Origin of the sequence: Synechococcus sp. UW179B (assembly GCF_900474245.1) — a bacterium.
In the GTDB taxonomy this organism is placed as follows: Bacteria; Cyanobacteriota; Cyanobacteriia; order PCC-6307; family Cyanobiaceae; genus Synechococcus_C.
Genome location: NZ_UCNZ01000006.1, coordinates 82,660 through 104,248, shown reverse-complemented (window position 1 = coordinate 104,248; position 21,589 = coordinate 82,660). Strand labels below are relative to the sequence as shown.

At 50.4% G+C, this 21,589-nt stretch carries 15 protein-coding genes and 1 pseudogene; 4 read left to right on the top strand and 12 right to left on the bottom strand.

Annotated elements, in window-relative coordinates; translation table 11 throughout:
* Positions 1 to 111 precede the first annotated feature (111 nt).
* Positions 112 to 1,665: a hypothetical protein gene (locus tag DXY38_RS03140; RefSeq protein WP_170952836.1), complete on the bottom strand. Its 1,554-nt coding sequence runs from the start codon at positions 1,663 to 1,665 to the stop codon at positions 112 to 114.
* 59 nt (positions 1,666 to 1,724) lie between these two features.
* On the opposite strand from DXY38_RS03140, the gene DXY38_RS03135 reads away from it, so the two are divergent.
* Positions 1,725 to 2,603: a glycosyltransferase family 2 protein gene (locus tag DXY38_RS03135; protein ID WP_006853758.1), complete on the top strand. Its 879-nt coding sequence runs from the start codon at positions 1,725 to 1,727 to the stop codon at positions 2,601 to 2,603.
* Positions 2,604 to 2,695: 92 nt separating this feature from the next.
* On the opposite strand, the gene DXY38_RS03130 is transcribed toward DXY38_RS03135, so the two are convergent.
* The 9 genes from DXY38_RS03130 to DXY38_RS03090 all read right to left on the bottom strand — a co-directional run bounded on the left by DXY38_RS03130 (position 2,696) and on the right by DXY38_RS03090 (position 15,050).
* Positions 2,696 to 4,180: a hypothetical protein gene (locus DXY38_RS03130; protein ID WP_115070432.1), complete on the bottom strand. Its 1,485-nt coding sequence runs from the start codon at positions 4,178 to 4,180 to the stop codon at positions 2,696 to 2,698.
* 922 nt (positions 4,181 to 5,102) lie between these two features.
* On the bottom strand, positions 5,103 to 6,251 hold the full coding sequence (locus DXY38_RS03125; RefSeq protein WP_115070431.1) for a glycosyltransferase: 1,149 nt from the start codon (positions 6,249 to 6,251) through the stop codon (positions 5,103 to 5,105).
* Positions 6,251 to 7,519, bottom strand: coding sequence for a glycosyltransferase (locus tag DXY38_RS03120; RefSeq protein ID WP_115070430.1), 1,269 nt, complete (start codon positions 7,517 to 7,519; stop codon positions 6,251 to 6,253). Before DXY38_RS03120 ends, DXY38_RS03125 begins: the two co-directional genes overlap by 1 nt.
* Positions 7,512 to 8,660: a glycosyltransferase gene (locus DXY38_RS03115; RefSeq protein ID WP_115070429.1), complete on the bottom strand. Its 1,149-nt coding sequence runs from the start codon at positions 8,658 to 8,660 to the stop codon at positions 7,512 to 7,514. Before DXY38_RS03115 ends, DXY38_RS03120 begins: the two co-directional genes overlap by 8 nt.
* 450 nt (positions 8,661 to 9,110) lie before the next feature.
* Positions 9,111 to 10,292, bottom strand: a complete 1,182-nt coding sequence (locus tag DXY38_RS03110) for a glycosyltransferase (RefSeq protein ID WP_115070428.1) — start codon at positions 10,290 to 10,292, stop codon at positions 9,111 to 9,113.
* An 8-nt stretch (positions 10,293 to 10,300) separates the two neighbouring features.
* Positions 10,301 to 12,190, bottom strand: a complete 1,890-nt coding sequence (locus DXY38_RS03105; protein WP_115070427.1) for an ABC transporter ATP-binding protein — start codon at positions 12,188 to 12,190, stop codon at positions 10,301 to 10,303.
* 510 nt (positions 12,191 to 12,700) lie between these two features.
* A complete protein-coding gene (locus DXY38_RS03100; RefSeq protein WP_115070426.1) occupies positions 12,701 to 13,801 on the bottom strand; it encodes a glycosyltransferase in 1,101 nt (366 codons plus the stop codon).
* Entirely contained in the window at positions 13,802 to 14,515 is a 714-nt protein-coding gene (locus DXY38_RS03095; protein WP_115070425.1) for a heme oxygenase (biliverdin-producing), read from the bottom strand.
* Between the two features lie 73 nt (positions 14,516 to 14,588).
* Entirely contained in the window at positions 14,589 to 15,050 is a 462-nt protein-coding gene (locus tag DXY38_RS03090) for a hypothetical protein (protein WP_115070424.1), read from the bottom strand.
* A gap of 34 nt (positions 15,051 to 15,084) precedes the next feature.
* Here DXY38_RS03090 and DXY38_RS03085 point away from each other — a divergent pair, with 34 nt between their 5' ends.
* Positions 15,085 to 16,401 (top strand): ChbG/HpnK family deacetylase, encoded by a 1,317-nt coding sequence (locus DXY38_RS03085; RefSeq protein WP_244278986.1) that lies wholly within the window; start codon positions 15,085 to 15,087, stop codon positions 16,399 to 16,401.
* Here DXY38_RS03085 and DXY38_RS03080 read toward each other — a convergent pair.
* Positions 16,389 to 17,333 (bottom strand): annotated as a pseudogene (locus DXY38_RS03080) (glycosyltransferase family 2 protein). The gene DXY38_RS03085 and the pseudogene DXY38_RS03080 overlap by 13 nt on opposite strands.
* A gap of 92 nt (positions 17,334 to 17,425) precedes the next feature.
* Here DXY38_RS03080 and DXY38_RS03075 point away from each other — a divergent pair.
* The gene (locus DXY38_RS03075) at positions 17,426 to 18,850 is read left to right on the top strand and encodes an NADP-dependent isocitrate dehydrogenase (RefSeq protein ID WP_115070533.1); all 1,425 of its coding nucleotides are present in this window, start codon (positions 17,426 to 17,428) and stop codon (positions 18,848 to 18,850) included.
* 49 nt (positions 18,851 to 18,899) lie between these two features.
* On the top strand, positions 18,900 to 20,174 hold the full coding sequence (locus DXY38_RS03070) for a (Fe-S)-binding protein (protein ID WP_115070423.1): 1,275 nt from the start codon (positions 18,900 to 18,902) through the stop codon (positions 20,172 to 20,174).
* Here DXY38_RS03070 and DXY38_RS03065 read toward each other — a convergent pair.
* The gene (locus tag DXY38_RS03065; RefSeq protein ID WP_115070422.1) at positions 20,171 to 21,589 is read right to left on the bottom strand and encodes a four-carbon acid sugar kinase family protein; all 1,419 of its coding nucleotides are present in this window, start codon (positions 21,587 to 21,589) and stop codon (positions 20,171 to 20,173) included. The genes DXY38_RS03070 and DXY38_RS03065 overlap by 4 nt on opposite strands.

The following is a 21,589-nucleotide window of genomic DNA, read 5'->3' as shown; positions in this document are numbered from 1 at the left end:
CCAGGAATCAAAAACCGTCTTACCCAATTGCCACAATTTCGATAATGTTTTCTAAAATAAACGACTTCAATACATGGAATGATCAAACAATAAATGCATTATCATAAACATTCAACTATTAAAAACCGTAAGCAATCGAAAACGGATCCACACCACCATACCAATAACTAAATCCAAGGCAACACCCGCAAAGATCACCCCTAACCATTCGACTGGCTGAAGATAACGAGAAACAGCATCTCCAACTGCATACGTACCAGCCAAATACAAGAAAAAAGGAATGAACAGAATCAAGATCTTTAAACGCTTGTTAGAGAAAGTGATTCCGCCAATCACCCCAAAAACTGCCGAAAAACCCATAGGTTTCAGATACAAAGAAGGAAAGACATCTTTGGCTCCGCCAGAACTCGTGACCTGATCGCGTCCCATCCACCCAAAATATTGATTCATTTTGACCATTAAGGGGTATGCGGCATATTTATGTTTACGACCATTCTCATACAGAACCCTAAAAGAATGCATGTCCTTGACTCCAAAAAGACGCTTGAAATAATAAAATTTTCGCTCCATGCGCTCTTGAGTATTTGAGAGTTGCTCAGGCCAAAAAACTTGCGGATCTAAGCGTGGCTTATTAATGGAGGAAGACAACGCTATGCCAAATGTTTTCAGAGTAAACCATCCAAAACGAATTGGGTTGCGAAAAACAGCATCAGTCCAAAAAGCTCGTGAGACTTTAGAAAACTCCTTCTTATTCCCAACCAATTCCGCCCATTGAGGGCTAAAAGAAAGCGATTTACGCTTCTGTCTCAAACGCTTTTTATAAACTTTCACTTTCCAAGGATAATTATTACCATATGCTCGTGACTCAATGATTTGATCGCGCAAGAAAGATCGATAATGGGGATAGGGGTTACCTTCAAGACGAACCAATGGAAGTGATGAGCTCAAAGCCAACCAATCACCCTGAGAATTCTTGCCAACGGTAGAGAACAGCAAAAAAGAAAATGCCGCCAGAAAAGCAGAAATTTTTGTCCACATCCATCTGCGTGGATCATGATGCGTAAGGAAAAGACCGATGACACATCCCAACCAGATAAAGCGACTCGAACCCTTCATCCCTGCAAGAAGTGAAAAAGCAATCATTAGTGCTACCAATCCATGACGGCTTCTCACAATTGAAGGAGTCAGCAGCAACGCTACAACAAGAATAAAAGATGTAAGCTGCAACGACTCAGCAATAAATTCATGTTCATACCAAATCGTTCTGGGCCATAAGCTACAAATTAGGCCAACAAATGGAACTACTAACCTGGGCCGATTGACTACTTGAGCACAACTCCATCCAATCCCCAAAATTGACAAAAGGCCAAGACAATGCTGAATCAATGGGACTGAATACCATGGAGGGATAGGCAGGACAGAAGTAAAGAACAAGAAAATTGGGTAAAACCATCTGCGCTTTTCATTTAAATCAAAAAGAACATTATTATTCCAAAACAGGCTCGTGAATTCATAATAAGAACCACTATCGGCTCCAAAATATCCTTGAGGGATCGCTGCAATTAACAAGGCTCTCACTAAAAAGCCAACAACTATTGCAGGTGTAACTAAAAGCAGAAGCTGCTTAAATGATACCGGCCTTACTGAGAAGAACCACGCCCACATCTTCATTGAAAAATAGAAAGGCTGCGGTCGTACAATAGACGTATCAGCTGATCAACGGAATGAAAGCTTCTATCGTTATCCCTTGTTACAACGAAAAAGACGCCATAAGAGGCACGTTAGAAGAAATATTTCACAGTCTTGACAAATCACAGGCGAGCGATATCGATGTAATTGTTGTCAATGATGGGTCATCAGATGGCTCCGAACATGTATTAAATTCCATACAACAAGAGTTCAAGACCTACCCTCTCACAATCGTTCACCACAAGCGAAATCGCGGATACGGTGCTTCACTAAAAACTGGCATTCGAAAAAGCCATAGCGAATATATTTGCATCACTGATGCTGATGGCACATATCCCAATAACAGGATTTTAGAGCTAATAAACAAAACCCTGGAAAAGGAACTTGATATGCTGGTTGGCGCTCGAATAGGAGCAGATGTTAGCTACTCCAAAGTTCGCTCTATCCCCAAAATGATACTTGTGCCATGGGTATCATTTCTATGTGGCTCTGATGTGCCCGACATGAATTCAGGGCTAAGGGTTTTTCGGCGCGAGCTTGCACTTGAATTCCTTAAGCTGCTTCCAGACGGATTTAGCTTTACAACAACAATCACTATTTGCCTTTTCAGGAATAAATACATGGTGGAGTATGTACCTATTAGCTATACAAGACGTATAGGGAAGAGCCACATTAAGCCAATCAAGGACACCCTACGTTTCACTCAACTAATACTTAGAACAGGCATGTATTTTGCCCCCTTGAGACTTCTTTCTCCACTCTTCATAGGCCTAGCGATTTTATTCGTTTTGAGCGGGATTTACGACATTGCAGTCCTTAGCAACTTAACCGAAAAAACATTACTTTTCGGATTTACAAGCCTCAACATATTAATGTTTGCGTTATTGGCTGACATGATAGACAAACGGAATTGAATCTTTAAAATTTCTATCTTCGCTTAAAACTGCTGCAAACACTTCACACTGTCCCTTCCATTGGCTTGCGGCAAAGAATCAAAAACTGATTATTAATAATCCCTAAGCCTGACAACAGAAGGAGGCAACATTTTCGAAGCCATATCAACTACTACCATCATCAAACATATGAATGCTAATGGCACTAATGGCTGAGAATAGCGTGGTATAAAATGACTAAACAATGCATAAAACAGGAAATACCCAATTGGAACAATTGAAACGATCAACCAAGACTTACGCTTCTCCAAAAAGTACAACAATGGAGAAGCTAGTAAAGCTAAAAATGATAAAATATTCAAAATAACGTCACCCCAACCTTCGGGACGAACGGCCCAGATTCCTCTCCACGCCAAAGGGAAAGATATGATCAGATGCTGAAGAGGGTTAGCCAATATTCTTGATAAAGCCTCCCGCTTTCGCAGTGAGTTTGATAAGTTCATGGAAAGGGGCTCGGCTCGCTTTCCACGTATATAAAAAGACCTTACATCCTGATATCGACCTTCATCTAAGGCTTGAGAATCACAAAGTAATTTTCGATTAAAAACATCAAGAATCTTTCCACATGAATGATCTTGGCTTTCGAGACCCATTATTGGCCCTAACACATCATCACGAATGGGTTTAGGAGAAAATGAATAAAAAGCATTTCTAAACTGCAAAGGTGACATCTGATTAAAAACTGAGCGTATCAACAACACATCACCCCCGCCTCTAGAAATCACAGAACGCCCGAATTCAATTCGATTCCGAATAACCCAAGGAGAAACGACAACTGCGAAACCCAAAGAAAACAAAAACAGATTCATGAAAAATTTGGTTCGGGCAGAAGGCAATAATGTCAAAATAATTGGGATACAAATAACTGCAACATAAGCTCCACTTTGCTTAGTCATCACTAAAAGTCCAAATGAAATCCCTGATAGAAGGATCCAACCTAAACTTAGATTTTTCACCATTACCAGCGATATGAGAGCTAGAAGTACCATGAAAAAAGCAGCTGGTAGCTCAGTATCTAAAGTGTTCATCTCACCGGCAATAAACTGCTCATTTACAAGAGCTATTAAAGGGAAAGATATAGTATTTGCCATCCAAGCTGGAGCAACAAGCATTAAAGTCAAAACCCATAAACTAATCATTAGTCCCAATGCATAAATTAAATTAACCTGCTTAGCGACCAGAAGAAGCTCAGACGGAAACTCATCTTTTCCCGAATAATTCAATAAGTCAGCATCAAACAAAGAAGCATACTTTAGCTGGAAAGCAAGAATAAAATTGGGAATAGGCTCCCGTCTAAACCCCGCTATAACATCATTTGTGACTCCCTTCTCACTATAAACACCATGCTTGAGTAGATTCAAGCCAGTACGTAAGTTCTGTGAAGCATCATCGCCGATCCCTGATGGATCAATGATCTGAAAGTCGAGATGAGCGCAATAAGCAATAAAAGAAATGATTGAAAAAATTAAAATCAAGTTTAATCTCTTTTTCATCGGCATAATCAAAACTTTAGGACTTGCATCGTCGAGCCATTTCATTATACATTCAGCTGGCTACTACAAACACAATCCAGGTAAAAATAAGGCGATCGCTTCACAAGCTACAGCGTCGAACGAGGAAATATTCGGTTGGAATTTGAAATTACAAACTAAAACTCAGAAGACTTTTTACGAAAAGCAAGAAGCGGTTACAAACAGATAAATCAGAAAACTTAGCCCTTCTTCCTAAAGTTGTTTTTGCCATTGAACCAACCAATTAGTCCACATCAAAAGCAAATTCGTCATAAAGGAAGTTAGCCAATGACTTACATCAAAACTTTCAACTAAGCCGTCTCTGCTCTGTGATTGAAGATATATTTAAGACTCCTGCCTTATTGAGAGGTGAATTGATCCTGCCCAACTGCCCAACTGCCCAACACCATGCTCGAACAAAGAGCCCAGAAATCAAAAGACTGAAATAAATATCTGTCATATAGATCATTTATTTTCTGCTACAACTGATCGCATACAAGGCAATATCATCTCGCCCAAAGATCTATCATTGAATTAAAATAGGCATCTACCATGATGACAGCTATCTGCTTCTCCCTGATCATCTGTTCTCTCTATTCATTCAACACAACAGGACATTCAAGAAGCCTTTATAGTGCCTATTTTTAAATTTCAAACTACATATATGCAATCGACAAATTCCCTACAAAATCTTATGTCAAGGCGCTGCTTTTGACATCACTTTTAAAGGTATAGTCTTCTTCGCCGAATCCATGAATCACTTGATGGCACTTGGAATTTATTGGGCTGAGTCAATGAATCCAATTAAATTCCTCCGGGCAGATGCACATCTATAAAAGAATATGAACTTCGAATCTCCACTGACACTTAAGGCTTTACCCTGTTAAATAAAACATTTGCTTATGAATGAGTCAACCTAAAGCATTAAATACTCTTCTCTTGGTTTTGTTTAGCGAGAAGTCTCAATCACCTGCCTCAATAGATCTGATACTTGATGTAAATGATGGTCAATGGTGAAGCACTCCTGAACTCTTCTGCGACCACAACCTCCTAGCCGTGCCGCCAGCTCCGGATCCTCAATCAACCGAGTAATCGCCCTAGCCATAGCAGCCACATCTCCCTCATCCACAAGGAAGCCGCTCTCGCCCTCTAACACCACCTCTGGAATCCCTGCATGACGAGTCGCAACCACAGGCAAACCACTCAGCTGGGCCTCCATCACGGCCACAGGACTCCCTTCGCTATCGCCATCAGATGCCACCAAAGAATGCTGCACAAATCCACGGACATCGCGCATCAGCATTGCAATCTCTTCCTGCGTTCGCAGACCCAAAAAGTGAACATACTCTTGCAACGCGAGAGACTGAACCAAAGACTTGGCTTCTCCCAGTAAAGGGCCTTCCCCCACCATCCAAAGCTGCGGCTGCTCCTCCACAGACACTCCGGCAGAGTGGATGAGTGAAAAAGCCCGGATCGTATGGAGCGGGCCCTTCTTTTCAACGAAACGACCCACGGAAAGGAAGACCGGCGGAGTGTGCTCCGGAGCACTGCCCTTGAACAAGGCAGTATTTGCTCCAGACGGACTAATGAGCAGGCGATCTTGTCGAGCCCCAAGGGTCTCTAGCGTTTGCGCCATTGGCTTCGACTTCACCACCACACCAGCAGCAATACAAAGCAAACGGCGATACCTGTCACGCAGCAGGCCCAAACGAGCGTGAGCGGAAGCATCCGATCCTCGGAAATGCACCACCAAAGGCACACCTGTCCAGGAACACGCCTCCATCACTCTTACAGCTTCGAACCCAAACTCCACCATCACCGCTTTGGGGCGATGCTGACGAATCAAACCCAAGGTAACGATGGCTGCAGGCAAGCTGGCAAGACGGAACCATCTCAGGCGTGTCAACACCTTACTGATCAAAATCGCCAATCCATAAGCCAATCGCCAAGGACTTTTAAGGGGGCGCTCATCACCAAAAAAAGCCGTCAGATCAAACGGCAAACCCTGAAGATTGGCACGAACAAATGTTTCACTAGCGGCGCGACGGGTCGGCGCCAAAACGAGCAGCTTGTGCTGCGATGCCGTGGGAGCTGTCATCAGTGGTTCGGTAGTGCTAAAACCGAGCGCCAGAGAGGCTCCACCACACTCCAATCAAGCGAACACAACTTCTCCTTTGAGGCAGCACCTTGACGCTCGCGCAGAGGCAAATCCAACATCAGCTGCTCGAGCGCCTTAGAAAAAGCGCGCCAGTCATCCCGTGGGACCACAAAGCCGTGCTCTCCATCGGTCACCATTTCCAGGGGGCCTGGCGACGCGTCACTCACCACTGAAGGCAGACCAGCCGCCATCGCCTCAAGCAGCGCATTAGGCATACCTTCAAACCGTGATGGAAGGGCGAAAATCGCAGCTTGCTGCATAAACGTAAGTGGATCGGTGCGGAAGCCAGCAAAGCTGACCACCTCAGAAATACCCAGAGAAAGAGCCTGATTCTCCAAGGCTGTTCGTTCTGGGCCATCGCCCACCAATGTGATGCTCCATCCGTTGCGGCAGTGCAAGGGCAATGCGGCAAACGCCTGCAAAAGCACATCCAATCCTTTCTGAGGAACCAAACGAGCAACTGCCAAAATCTGGAGTGTTCGTTCTGGTGTTGGCCCATCACTAGCTCGAGATAACGATGCGGGCAGAGGATTGGGGAGCAATTCCAGGCGTTGCCAGTCGCCCATCGAGCGAAGAGCTTCAATCACTCCCTTGGTATTGGCCGTCACCACATCAGCTCGCCGGTAATACACCTTGCGGAAGCGACTCCAAAGACGCTCAAGGGTCTGCCTACGAGGATCATTGCGCTCGGAAACCACCAAATGCACGGGCTGATCCCAAACGGCCGCGCAACAAAGAATATTAGTTTTAGTGAGCAGAGCTAAGACCCGTTTTGGTCGCTTCTCCACAATCTCCTGGCGCAAACGCTTGGAGCGATATCCCGCCAGCCATGGCATCCCTAGACGCAGCAATTGGCTTGCCCAATTATCACTATCAGGATGCATTTGACGCTCAATCAACGGCCACGATGCTGCAATCGCTAAAAGGAAAAGGATCCGTAGAAGCTTGAGAACTTGCGCCAAAACAAATCTTCGACTGCGCGCTTTGAACGATCGATTCGAGACATCGCGAAACCAAGGATGAATATCGGGTTCAAGATCAAACACCTCCACACCTGAGGGAATTTGCTGCTTGATGGGATGGCTATGTCGAAGTGACAACACACGAACGCGAAACCCTTGAGAAACAAAATGCTCAGCAGCTAGCAGACCAACCTTCTGTGCACCTCCGGCGCCGAGATGAGGAAGTATGACCCAGAGATCATCCATGGCTCAGCGGTCGTAGAGCCTCTAGAAAATCATGCCGGAGACGTTCAGAGGAAAACCTTTCACGCACCGCTATTGCTTCACGACCCAGTGCCATGCACCGCCGAGGATCATTCAGTAGTTCTCGGATAGCCATGGCCCAATCGTCGCTGCTTGCATCTTCGGGCAACAACAGGCCATTAACCTCGTGCTGGATTAATTCAGCAGGACCCGTCAAGCAGTCGCTAGCGACACAAGCACACCCTGCAGCCATCGCCTCAAGCAGCACGTTTGGGAAACCTTCAAAGCGAGATGGCAGAACAAACACAGTGGTCCGTGAATACCAGCGTGACATGTTTCCAACTGTTCCCGGGAGCAAGAAGCGTTGCTGAAGGTTCGGATCATCTCCCAACAGCCCCCGCAACCAGCCTTGCTGATCGCGACCGTGATAGATCCCTTGGGATACACCAGGCAGAGCCAAGTGAAGGGTGGGGTGTTCTCCAGCCAACGTCTTGAAGACCGGCATCAGCTTGTCAAAACCTTTCTGCATCGCTTTGGTGCCAACTCCCATAAGTAAGGGAGCATCGGCATCAATCCAGTGATCAGGGTCGACACGAGGCTCACGATCAGGGAAAGGCCAAGCTACGGGGTTCGGCAGAAGCAGCTGACGACGCACACCACAGTGATCACGCAACCACAAGCCGGTGATCTTTGTTTGCACTAAATGAAGGTCTGCCCAGGGGTAGGTCAGACGCCGCAACCAGCGCCACGGCAAAAGCAGTGGTTTAGCGGGGGGATAATTCCGTTCAGACACGATGCAACGAATCTGCAAGCCGAAACAGGCCAAAAGCAGCTTCACCGACGGAAGCGTGGTCACACCAACCGCTAGATGACATCTCTGTTGCCGTAGAAGCTGGCGTAGCTGATAAACCCTCAGGGGAAAAGCAACCCACCCAAGCCGATCCAATGCAGCAGGCAAAAGAGGCTCAAAACAACGGCGCACTCCTTGAGGTAATGGATAGACATCAAGATCAGCCGTCTGACGTGTAATCACTACCACGTCCCACCCAGCTTCCCTGCACCAAGCTGCCCAACGCAAAAGGACTCTTTCGGCCCCTCCCAGCTTGAGCGAGTCGATGCTAAAAGCGATTCGAATCGGTTCCATTAGTAGAACTCTAATGGGCGAAGTAAACTAAAATACAATTTTCCTTTAAAAGCTGTCTAGACAATCCAGCGGCAAAGGAAAATTATGCAGACCAAACAGTTGCTCTACCCCTAGGCTAAACAAAAGCATCAAGCAATCATCTCATTTCCTTGAGACTCCTTGACAAAAGCAAAAATCAAAATTTGGCTTGGTAAAAAAATAGTTTGAGATACCCTTGTCTAACAAATCAACGCAGAAATAAATGCAACAATTTCCCTACCGTGACTCACCTCTTGAAGGGAGTCGCTCTTCTCAACGCACAAAAAAATGATACATATTGATCATGGTAACGCTCGAATTCTTATTCAAATTGATTAAAAATCAGAGGAAGCTAATTTCCTAGATAGTATCAGTTGGAAAATTAACACCCACTGACACTATTTATGATCAATGTACAGGCAGCAACCACTCTCATATCGCCTCAAATCCCCTCAAATCCCTTAATACCGTGAGCATCCTTCGGGTCCGAGCAGGATAAGTATATTCAGCAGCCAAAGCCAGACGTAAAGCCAAATCAGGCCCTTTATTCAGCAAGGAGAGCGACAAGGCCTTAGAAAAATCTTTTTCATTGGGCTTACATAAAAATGCAACGTGACCGAATTGCCCAAGCGCATCGATATCAGTAGCAACGATTGGAAGGCCTGCAGATAAATACTCAAAAAATTTCATTGGAAACATAGCTTGGGTATAAGGATTGAGCTTTAGCGGCAACCAGCCACAAGAAAATCCTGCACAATAATTAGGAAGATCACCGTATGGACGCTGCCCAAGTAAATGAACATTTGGCTCGATATCCAAAAGTGTTGTATCCGTATATGGTTCGCCCTCACCTGTCGGACCGATAAACACAAACTGCCATGAACGATGAGCACGAGCGACAGCAGCAATCAAAGCAAAGTCCAGCTTATAGTTGCTTACAGCACCAATAAAACCAATCCGTGGCTCTGGAATTGATGCAATATCTGCTGGAATAGAGCTCAACGACAAAGACATTGCTTTCGAAAAGTGAGCCTGGTCAGCAACATTAGGGTCAAAGCGAATATGCCGCGAATAGGGGGCCAACTTTCTCTTCAATGCGGGAGAGGTTACAAAAACCTGGTCAACTTCTCCGCAAAGGCGGCGCTCCTGCGATTCAATCAATTCGCGAGGCATACATGGCTGTTCCTGAACAGCATCCACAGCATGATAGATCTTGAGAGAGAATGATCGAAGATTAAGGAAGGATGCCGTTAAGGGGTTGTAAGTCCACAGCCAAGGCTTACGAAATCTGAGAAAGCGCAAAGCCAGCCAAAGACCAAAAGCTAAACTTAATTTGTTAATCAAAATCACAAAGCTTCCGGATCCACCAGGAATAACCAATGGCGACCAAACCCAAAGGTTTTGCCTGACGCGCCGAGGAGGGCACAAACCACGCCACAAACGTTTAATAATGCGTTTTAAATCACGTCCCGTGGCCCTAGCAGGCCTTAATCCCAATGAATCTAAATAAAGAACACGAAATCCAGTATCCGCAATTGAAATGGCAACATGCTGCTTATTCGTCCAAATAGGGTGCTCCCAATCTGCAGTAGCCAGTACAACAACATCAGCCATAACTAAATTTAAAGTCCCTGCAGCTCGACCAATTCCCGAAAACTAGAAGAACGATTTTGCAGCTGTTCATAATTACCATAAGCAACTACCTTTCCATGATTAAACTCATAAATACGATCACAATAACGAATAGTGGAAAGACGATGTGCAATAACAATTGTTGTACAACGTCGGCCAATAAGCTCGAGGGCTTCCATTACCTCACTCTCCGTTTTATTGTCTAAGGCACTAGTCGCTTCGTCTAGTACAAGCACCTGAGCTTGCTTATAAAAAGCTCTCGCCAATGACAAGCGCTGACGCTGACCACCAGAAAGGAGCATTCCATCTTCTCCAATTTTGGTGAAAGCGCCATACGGTAGCTCCGAAACAAACTCAGCAAGCTGAGCCATCTCTAAACATTCCCAAAGCCGATCCTCATTAATATCGTCATCGTCAACACCAAATGCAACATTTCCACGCACACTTGCATCAAGTAGCTTGATATTTTGAGGGACAAAAGCACAACACTTCTGCCATGCTTGCAGTTCGTTTCTTTGCAAAGAAACTCCATCGAGAAGTAATTCACCTTCTACTGGAGTTAACAATCCAAGCATGATATGAGCCGCTGTTGTTTTCCCCCCTCCCGTACTACCTACCAATGCAACCCGGGCACCCACTGGAACAGTGACGTCAACATCACTTAATGCCATGCCGGAAGTGTCATTATAACTGTAAGATACATTGCTAAGCTTAATTGTATGGCGAGGCATGATTCCCGCAGGAGTTACTGGTAGTTCTGACTGAAAGGCATAACGGACAGGCGCTAATTCCAACAAACTCAATGCATCTTCAAGGTCTGGAAGAGATCCTCGTAATTTATTAACTGATTTCGATACAGATTGCATTGGAGCAGCAAGTCTCAAGGACGCAAATACAACACCAATCAAAGCCGGCAAAGCATCGCGAACAGACTCGGTTCCACCTCCGCTAAGCAAAGGCGGCAATAAACCCAAACCAAATAGAACGGTTACACCAGCAGGTTCGATGACAAATCGTGGAATGTCAGGCAGTAACTTTAATAATCTATCGTAGCGTTTTCCCTGGGACCCAATCGCACCAAAACGATTTATAAAATAATTTTCAGCACCGTGCAAATGAATATCGCGAATTGAGCGCGTTGATTCAATCAATATTTGATTAACTTTACTTTTGTAAATGTATTGCTGACTTGTCAAAAACCGGAGACGGGGGGAAATAAAGTATGAAGCTAAAACATACGATATAGTCAAAAGGCCAAATACAGCAATTGCGATCCAACCAAATGCTACAACAACTCCTAAAGCAAGAATACCCGAAGACAGGATATTGCTAACAATGGATAGCATTGGAATAACTATATTATCCGATACCTTGCTGAGCACGCGATTCAATCTCGTTAACAGCGTAATCGAACTAGTGTCCTTATAATAATCGTAACCTTGAAGAATTAGATTACTGTAAACACGATTGCCAAAAACAGCCCATATATCAGCACTCACTCGAACCTCTATTAATTTAGAGGCAAATTTTAGTGCGGTAGAAATCCATATCAATGCCAATAAAATTGCAACAATCCAAAGCCCACGATTTAAGGCATCACCTCCAAAAACCCTAACAAATGGAACATTATCAGCCAAGTCTGAACCACTAAAAGAGCCAACAAGCTTTGCCACTAAACCTACAAAAACCAAATCTCCAATACCAACAACTATTGAGATCAATAGCAACAGACCCAAAACTCTATGCTGCTGCGAAGGCAGGTAAGCAATAAGAGCCCTCAATAGGCGAAGCGTTTGACTGCGCCGTAAAGAGGTCCGCTCAAGAAAGGGTCGTTTCAACAAGAGCCCCCTGAGCACCAGTATTAAAGAATATAAATCCATTTGCCCTCCGCCACATCCGGAGGATGTGTCAGCCGGACAACCGATTGACCACCAAAATCAAAAATTCTTTATCAACCATCTCAAGATTGAGAAGGTCCGATAACAACCTCAACCAGAAAAATCGTAGATTAAACCAAATCCGATCAATCCCTACTGCTAAAAAATACTCCTCCCCATCAATAAAACCAGCTTTCCCGGCTAAAATAAAAGATATTTACACATAACATGAGCAGCATTCAGCCAATAATCAGATATCATTCCCCAATAAAAAGCCCGCCAAAGCCGAGGAAAAACCTATCCAAACTCGCGGCATCCTTTGCCTTTAACTGCATATTTTAGTACTTTTAACCTAAGACAGAAGCAGGACAAGCTTAGTTAGAGCTTGACATTTGCCCATCTATTGCAAATCTTTCGGAAATCAATTATCAACTCACATCTAGACCAAGCTAACTAATCGATCCCTCATTTATCATTCAAGCCAAAATCCAACATCAGTATTTATCCAAATCCTTAATGGCTAGCAAGCAATCTACTAGCCCTAGCCAACACAAGTCTTATCCTCTTTTCCCACTTCAAGCGCCACGTGGATTTTGACATTAGAAGTTGATCTGATGGGCTCATTCCCCCTGCATCAGCACATGATTGCAACTGATTGAGCACGTTTTTCCATCGCTTCTGCATAACAGCTTCCGAGCTCAAGTCCATCAGAACCTCCAGCTCTCGAATTGGGGCTTGCCATCTCTGCGGATTCGCCACGGCCTTTTCAATCCGTTGCACGTCATAGCGAAGGCTGCCGCAGCCAATCTGATGGGCCGTTACACCTGGAGTCAACGTATCAACGAGAGCATGATTCAGGCTGCTAAACACAACGCAACCACATGCCAGAGCCTCTAAGGGTGGAAGCCCAAAACCCTCACTAACCCCGCTGCCACGCCAGTACTCAGCAGAGTCATAGACATAGACGGTGGCGCTGTTGAACAAGCTCACAAGATCGTCCACCCAACCGCTTTGCACTTCCACACGCAATCCATTCTTCCTCAGCGCAGGCACTAATTGATGAAGCACATAGGGGCTGCTTTTTCGCTGCTGTACCAAAACATCGATAGAGCGTTTTGATGCCAAGTCAGCAGTTTGATTTGATCTGGGACGTGCACCATTTTCTAGCCATTTCTGTTCCAATCCGTTGGGGATCAAAAACAGCGGATTCCGCGGGACACGATCTCCCCAATAACCAAGAGTATTGCGGCTGACTGCGATTACTGGAACACCTGGCGGGAGGTCGAAACCATATCCACTGCTGTGAGCTTGATAAGCAACAGGTCTTCCCTTCAATTTGTGAATCAACTGGGGAACATCAAACCCCCAGCTCACCAGCCAAAGCGCTTCCCCTGGTGCAGTTTCGCGCCTCAATACATCTTCTAAAAATGGATAACCAAGTTCACGCTCGCGGTACGTCACTACCTGCGTGGAACGCAACTCCGATAGGAGTCGAGCCGTTTGCAAGGCAACGCTCAATCCACCACAGCGAAAACGGGGCCCGGTGCCAGGCACCAGAACCCGAATTGGAGTCAACAATCTTGAGGAGTCTTGAATGTCTTCCTCGCCAAACATCTAAGCCACAACGGCCTCAGTGCTTCCAGTGCGCTGACGACGCGTGAGGAAACCAAACAGGACCTTGCCAATGGCAGCGACGAGATTCCCCTCCAACTCCTGGAACATTTTCATGTTCAGGTGGAACGCCTGATTGGCCTCTTCAACGATGCGATCTGCCATGGGCTGGTCAATCGGCAAAGTATCCATCGCCGAGCGATAGGTGGTCTTGAAGGCTTTCTCGTCTGCGATTTCAGGGAACACATAAAAGTGCAATCCATCATCAGTGGGGTTGTTCATCGCCTTCTGAGCAATGTTCTTCAAGATCTGCCCACCAGAGAGATCGCCCAGGTAGCGGGTGTAGTGATGACCCACGAGCAATTCAGGAGCCGTCTGAGCCACCTCACGAATCCGAGCCACATACTCCGTTGCGGCAGGAGAGGCTTCGATCTGTTGACGCCACTCAGGGCCGAAGTAGAAGGCGAGGTCTTCCTCTAGGGCTGTGACGCGATCGAGCTGTTCAAAGGCGATCGGGGCCAACACGGGGTGATCCTTGAGTCGATGCATCTCCTCTTCCATGGCTTCATACACAAAGAAAAGGTCTGCCACCAACTTGCGGTAGCTCAGCTTGTCCACCACACCCTTCAGGAAGCAGCTCACGAAGCCGGTGTTCTCGGCCATGGTGTGTGACTTTTTCGTTCCTTCCCGGAGCTGGGTAGCCAGAGCGACGGACATAAGAGTGAAAGACGAAGCGATTTAACGACCTTAAATTCAGTTTGCGATGATGGCTCTGATCGGTTGCGAAGGGTTAAGAACTTGTGCGATCGGGCACACCCTGTTCGAACACTTCAAACAACTCTCGACAAATCAATTGCAGCTGCTCCACCTGATCCCTTTGAGGTAGGTGGGGGCCAGCAGGCAACCAATCGCCCACCGTGGCCAAGCGCCAGCGTTCGCCCTCAAAGGTCATGCCACGCATGACCACGCCAAGGAGGGATGGGCAAGACGCGTCCATCCCTCCCTCCTCCGACTTGAGCCGTAACTGCAGCAACAAACTCCGGCACTGCAGCCGTGGGCTCCAGCCTGGGAAATCAAAGGCCAAATCCAAGGTTGCGGCCTCATCCCAATGACGGGTGCAAGGGTCATCACGCCAAGGGCTCAAATTCGGCTTAGCCGCAGGGAACTGCCGTCGCACCAGCGTGACGCTGGAGGCCAAAGTCTGGGCCAAGGCCACGCTATGGACCGCCGCCGCCGCATTCACAGGGTTCATCGCCGCTAAACCCAGAGTGAAGGGTTACCAGGTCTTGCGCCAGCTGCCGTTACGGTTCATCCATACCAGCAACAGATCCCTGGCCAATCCCATCACTCGGATCAGTCTTTACGGGCTCGTCGGCATTGTGGCAGCGATCGTTCACGCAGGCGTCTTGCTCGGCTTGGGTTTGCTGATGCCGCTTTGGGCAGCGAATCCATTGGCCTTTCTGGCGGCCTCCATCGCCGGTTATCTCGGTCACGCGCGCTTCACCTTCCGGCCAGAAACCGGTGGGCAACGTTTTGCGCGGCGCTGGCTTGTCATTCAATACGTCGTCAATTTGTCGGTTTGCGGGGTGCTGCCTCTCGTCCTCCCCGCCGCCGTCCCAAATATGGTCCGAGTGGGGATTCTGGTGTTCACCCCCACGGTTCTCAATGCCTTGATCTGGTCGAAGGCCGCCCGCTTCTCCGCAAAGCAGCGAAGACGAAAGCAGCAACCACGGATTCATGCGGATGATCTGGGTCTTAGCGAAGCCACCAACAACGCCATCCTTCAACTCGCCAGTGCCGGCAAGTTGGATGGAGCCAGCGTGCTGGTGCAGGGCCCTGCGGTCTCGCAGGGGGTAGCGGCCTTGAAAGCACTCCAAGCCGAGCGGCCAGACCTTCAGCTTTGCCTCCACCTTTGCTTAACCGAGGGGCCTTGTGCCGCCCTCGCTTCCGCTATCCCCGATCTCATCAACCAAGACGGCTATCTCAAGCTTTCTTTTGGGGCCTGGCTGTCGCTCTCGCTGTTACCCCCCATGCATCCGCGGCGACAGCGCATCAGCCGTCAACTCCACGAAGAGGTTCTGGCACAGATTGCCCGCTACCGGCTCCTCTGCAGCGATGACGCTCCGCTGCACCTTGACGGACATCAGCACGTGCACCTTGTACCGGTCGTGCATGACTGCCTGGTGCGGGTTTCCCGCGATCAAAAGATCACCTGGATGCGCAACACATCAGAGTCATTTCCCACCGGCCTCGCGCTGCGTTGGTGGTGGGATGCGATCCGCCAAGCGGGGCTGCTCAAATGGATCGTGCTCGAGGTTCTCAGCCGCCGAGCACAGCGAAAGCAACAACGCCTGGGCATTGCCAGCAATGGGGGGTTCGCCGGTGTCCTGTTCACCGGACAGATGGCGGGGCCACCGCTGCGAGCCGCCCACCAAACCCTTTCAGCCCTCCCAGCTCGAGCAAATCGCACTCAACCAATTCTCTTGGCCCATCCAGGCGCACCGCTCTCGCGCAATCTCATGGATGCAGGCTTTTCTGTGTCGCAACCCTTTGCAGCCTCCCCGTGGCGACAACGCGAATGGCAAGCGCTTCAGGAGTTGTGAATCGCTCGGATGAAGTAGCGGGGACGCCGCTTTGCCTCCACATAAATCCGACCCATGTAGTCCCCGAGTACGCCGATTCCGATCAACTGAATGCCTCCCAGGAACAGCACCGCCGTCATCCTCGAGGCATAGCCAGGGACGTCCACTCCGACCAGAACTGTGCGCAATGCGACCAGGAACGCATACACCAAGCTCAAGAAGGAAATAAGCACTCCAAGTCCTGTCCACATCTTGAGGGGCAGCACGGAGAAGGAAAAGATTCCATCAAAGGGATAACTCACGAGCTTGAACAGACTCCATGAGGTCTGCCCGCCACTACGACTCACTCGCTGATAGGGCAGCTCCACACTGCGGCAACCAGTCCACGGCAGCAATCCTTTCGAGAAGCGGGTCGATTCACGCAAGCTCGTCAACGCTTCGAGCGCCTCTGCATCCAAGAGTCTGTAGTCACCTGCTCCCTCTTTGATCTGAATCGAATCCACCACCTTGTTGAACACGCGGTAAAACCAGTGGGCACTTGCCACCTTGAGCCGTGATTCCTCATCACTGTCATCGCGCACAGCCGTGACCACCTCTGCCCCGTCCCGCCATGCCTGCACCATCGATTCGATCAGCTCAGGGGGATGCTGCAAATCGGAGTCAATCAACACAGCGGCGGCACATTGGCCAAGGGCATCATCCAAGCAAGCCAGCATGGTGGCTTCTTTGCCGAAATTGCGCGTGAGCTCTAACAACGTGGCGAGAACCTTATCGCCTCGACTCTGCCGTTGTGCCATCCAATCGCGAATCCGAGCCACGGTTGCATCTCAGGAGCCATCGTCAGTGAGCACCAAGCGGTCTACGCCTGGTACCAGCAAAACGCGTTCGATGAACGCCTCTCTTACCACCTCTTCGTTGAAACGGGCTGCAAAAACCCAGATTTCAGAGGGCATTGAGCTTGAGAAATCTGGCTCAGGTTACGCCTCAACCGAGCCCCCAAGACATAGGCTCTAAAACACGTCATCTCTGCGACATCGAACCAACCATGGCCCAGTTCGAGAAGCTCACAGCCCCCAGCCAGGGCACCCCAATCCGCTTCGAGAACGGCCAACCCGTAGTGGCCAACGATCCGATTATCCCGTTCATTCGCGGTGACGGAACAGGCGTGGATATCTGGCCCGCCACTCAAAAGGTGCTCGACGCAGCTGTCGCGCAGGCCTACAAGGGAGACAAAAAGATCGAGTGGTTCAAGGTATACGCCGGTGATGAGGCCTGCGACCTTTACGGCACCTATCAATACCTTCCTGAAGACACCCTCGAAGCGATCCGCAGCTTCGGTGTGGCGATCAAGGGGCCCCTCACCACTCCAGTGGGTGGAGGTATCCGCTCGCTGAATGTGGCCCTGCGCCAGCTCTTTGATCTGTATTCCTGCGTTCGTCCGTGCCGCTACTACGAAGGCACGCCCAGCCCGCACAAACGCCCGCAGGATCTAGACGTGATTGTGTACCGGGAAAACACCGAAGACATCTACATGGGGGTGGAGTGGGAAGCCGATGATCCGATCGGCCAAGAGCTGCGCAAGCATCTCAATGAGGTAGTGATCCCCGCCAACGGCAAGCTCGGCAAACGGCAAATCCCTGAAGGATCCGGCATCGGGATTAAGCCGGTGAGCAAGCACGGCAGCCAACGCCACATCCGTAAAGCCATCCAACACGCCCTGCGCTTGGAAGGGAACAAGCGTCACGTCACGCTGGTGCACAAAGGCAACATCATGAAATTCACGGAAGGGGCCTTCCGTGACTGGGGCTACGAGCTAGCCACCACCGAATTCCGCGACGTTTGCATCACAGAACGAGAAAGTTGGATCCTCGACAATCTCGACCGGGATCACTCCCTGAGCGCCCAGGACAACGCGCGGATGATTGAGCCCGGCTACGACAGCCTCACGCCCGAGAAAAAAGAGGCGATTGATTCAGAAGTGCGGGAGGTGCTCGCAGCGATTGGTGAAAGCCACGGCTACGGCAAATGGAAAAGCATGGTGCTCGTGGATGACCGCATCGCCGACAGCATCTTCCAGCAGATCCAGACCCGGCCTCAGGAATATTCGATCCTGGCCACCCTCAACCTCAATGGCGACTACATCTCCGATGCCGCCGCCGCCATGGTGGGAGGCCTTGGCATGGCTCCAGGAGCCAACATCGGTGAAACGGCCGCAATCTTTGAGGCCACCCATGGCACCGCCCCCAAGCACGCCGGATTGGATCGCATCAACCCGGGCTCGGTGATCCTGAGTGGCGTGATGATGCTGGAATTCCTGGGCTGGCAGGATGCAGCCGACCTGATCACGAAGGGCCTCAGCGCCGCCATCAAGGACAAGCAGGTCACCTATGACCTCGCACGATTGATGGAACCCAAAGTGGATCCCGTGAGCTGTAGTGGCTTCGCAGACGCCATCATCAAGCGTTTTTAAACGGAGCGCTTTTGAGCACCAACAGGCCGATTCAAGCCAGAATCGGCCTATGGCTTTTGTCGACCCAAGCGACCCCTGCGTTCACTGCGGATTTTGTTTGCCCACCTGCGCCAGTTATCGGGTGCTGGGCACAGAGATGGATTCCCCGCGCGGGCGCATCCACACCCTCAAAGCGATCGAGGCTGGAGAGCTGGAGATGGATGCCACGGTGGCCAGCCATTTCGATAGCTGCTTGGGCTGCTTCGCCTGCGTCACCGCCTGTCCATCCGGCGTGCGCTACGACCAACTGATTGAAGCGACCCGCCCAAAGCTCAACCAACCTGAATTACGCAGCAGCTGGCAAACCAGTTTTCGCCAGTTGTTGCTCCTGGTGCTGCCCTACCCCAAACGCCTACGCGCGCTCCTGCAACCCTTACGCGCCTATGCAGGCACAGGACTCCAGCGGTTCACGCGCAGAACAGGGCTAATCCAGCTGCTTGGCCCGCAACTGGAAGCGATGGAAGCACTCCTGCCTCCTTTATCTCCCGAGGGGTTTGCCGATCGCTTCCCCAGGGTGAATCCGGCACATGGCGAACAACGCGGCCGGGTGGGCTTGGTGCTTGGTTGCGTTCAACGCTGCTTTGATCCTGGGGTGAACGCGGCCACCGTGGCCGTCCTGCAAGCCAATGGCTTCGAGGTGGTGATTCCAACCAATCAAGGCTGCTGCGGTGCGGTGAGCCACCACCAAGGCCAACTCCAACAAACCCAGGAGCTGGCAAGTGCTTTGGTGCAGAGCTTTCAAGAGGACGCCCTGGATGCCGTGCTAGTGGCCGCCTCCGGCTGCGGGCACACCATGAAGGCCTACGGGGAGCTGCTCGATGGTGCAGCCACCTTCAATGCACCGGTGTTGGACGTGCATGAATTCTTAGCCAATCGGGGGCTTTCGGAGTCGTTTCGACAGGCGCTCACACCGCTGCCCTGCAAGGTGGCTTATCACGACGCCTGCCACATGATCCATGGCCAGGGGATTGCCGCCCAGCCCAGGGACTTGCTGCGTGCCATTCCCGAACTCCAGCTCAAAGAAGCCACGGAAGCCGGGGTGTGTTGCGGCAGTGCCGGTATCTACAACCTGGTGCAACCAGACGAGGCCGCAGAACTCGGCCAACTCAAGGCCGACGACCTCAGCAGCACGGGAGCCGAGATTGTGGCTAGCGCCAACATCGGCTGCAGCCTGCAACTGAGGCGTTACCTCAGCCAAGACGGCCCCAAGGTGGAGCACCCCATGGAACTGCTCGCCCGCTCCGCTGGGGTGGGACCGTTCAGCCCAACGCCAAGCAAGGCCTAAAGCCCTTCACCCCTCAAGCATTCGAGCCAACGCCATGCCTCGGTGAGGGTGTCTGGCTCACCAAGATTTCCCGGAAAGGTGAGCACCGGCAATGGGTCGCTGGGTTCCTGCTCCCGAAGCCCCTGATCCAAGGGAGACATGGATCGCACCAGTGAAAGGCCTGGCAAAAGCTGACCCTCCAGCTGAACAGCCTCGAGGCCAAGCCCCTCCACCAGCAGGGTGCCGGTGGTGATGCCTCCCTTGCTGATCAGGTAGCCAAGCCGCGGTCCCACGCCGGCCAGCAAACGGGCCATCAGGGATGCCAGCTCCATCCCAAAGCGCAGCCGCCCCGCAGCCGCTGCCGCCCCTGATCCAAACAGCAACTCACCACGACTGGAAAACAGCACCGGCGTGTGCCCCTCATCCAGGGCTCGCTCCAGTTGACTCCGCCATTCCGCCTCCAGATCCGGCAAGAGCAGATCAGCAGATCCCCCCTCCAACACCCGGGCGATGCGAGCCACCGGCAGCTCAATGCCGCGGCAACGCACGTTGGCCAACAGAGATTTCAACTGTTGATCCGCCAAAGGAACGTGGGAGCCCACCACCACCAAACCAGGGAGCGGCTGGCCGTGGAGATCACGGCGACGCAAGCCCGCCAGGCCATGGGCATCAAGGGGCTGGGGTCCTAAGGGCGTCGGACCGGAATTCACGAGTCCATTGAGAAGGCTTGCGGCAGAACGAAACAAGAAGCGCTTGCGCCCCTGCAACCTGCGGATGGCGACTCCGAGCGCCTGCAGCTGCTCGGGACGGGTCGCATCCACGACAACGGGACTGTTGTCTTCAAGGCTCTCAAGACAAGCCAAGAGATCCGCAGATCGTTCTGCTTCCAGCAGCGTCAGCGGGATGCGAACCACGGCGTTGGCAGCGATCCGGCCAGCGCTCTTCTCCTCGAGCCACTCCGCCAGATCACTGGTGCCATAACCAAACAGGCGATCCTGGGCAAACGCTGTGGTGTGCACCGGCTCTCCGTGCAAACGATGCACCCCATTCACGGTGGTGCGCCCTCCCTCAAAAAAGGCAGGCACATGCAAGGTGGCATCCACCGCTCCGAAGTGCGCCTCCCAGGCCTGCGCCAGCACCTCTGGTTCGAGCACGCCGTGGCCGCGCAAGGTGGAATCACCGCGGCTCACGAGCAGCAGTTCATGCTCCTGAATGCCTTCCGCGGCCATGGCCAGCGCCAGAGCGTCCACAATCTCGCGGTTGCGGCTGGCCGCGGCCTCAGGCGTGAGCGCCCGCGTGTTTGCCAACACAAACAGCAACGGCGAGGGGTGCCTCAACCCTCGACGCAATGCCCCTTCATCCCAACGCAACAACAGCGGGCAGCTATGCACCGTCTGAGAACCGGTGGGATCGTCGTCGATTACGACAATCTTCAT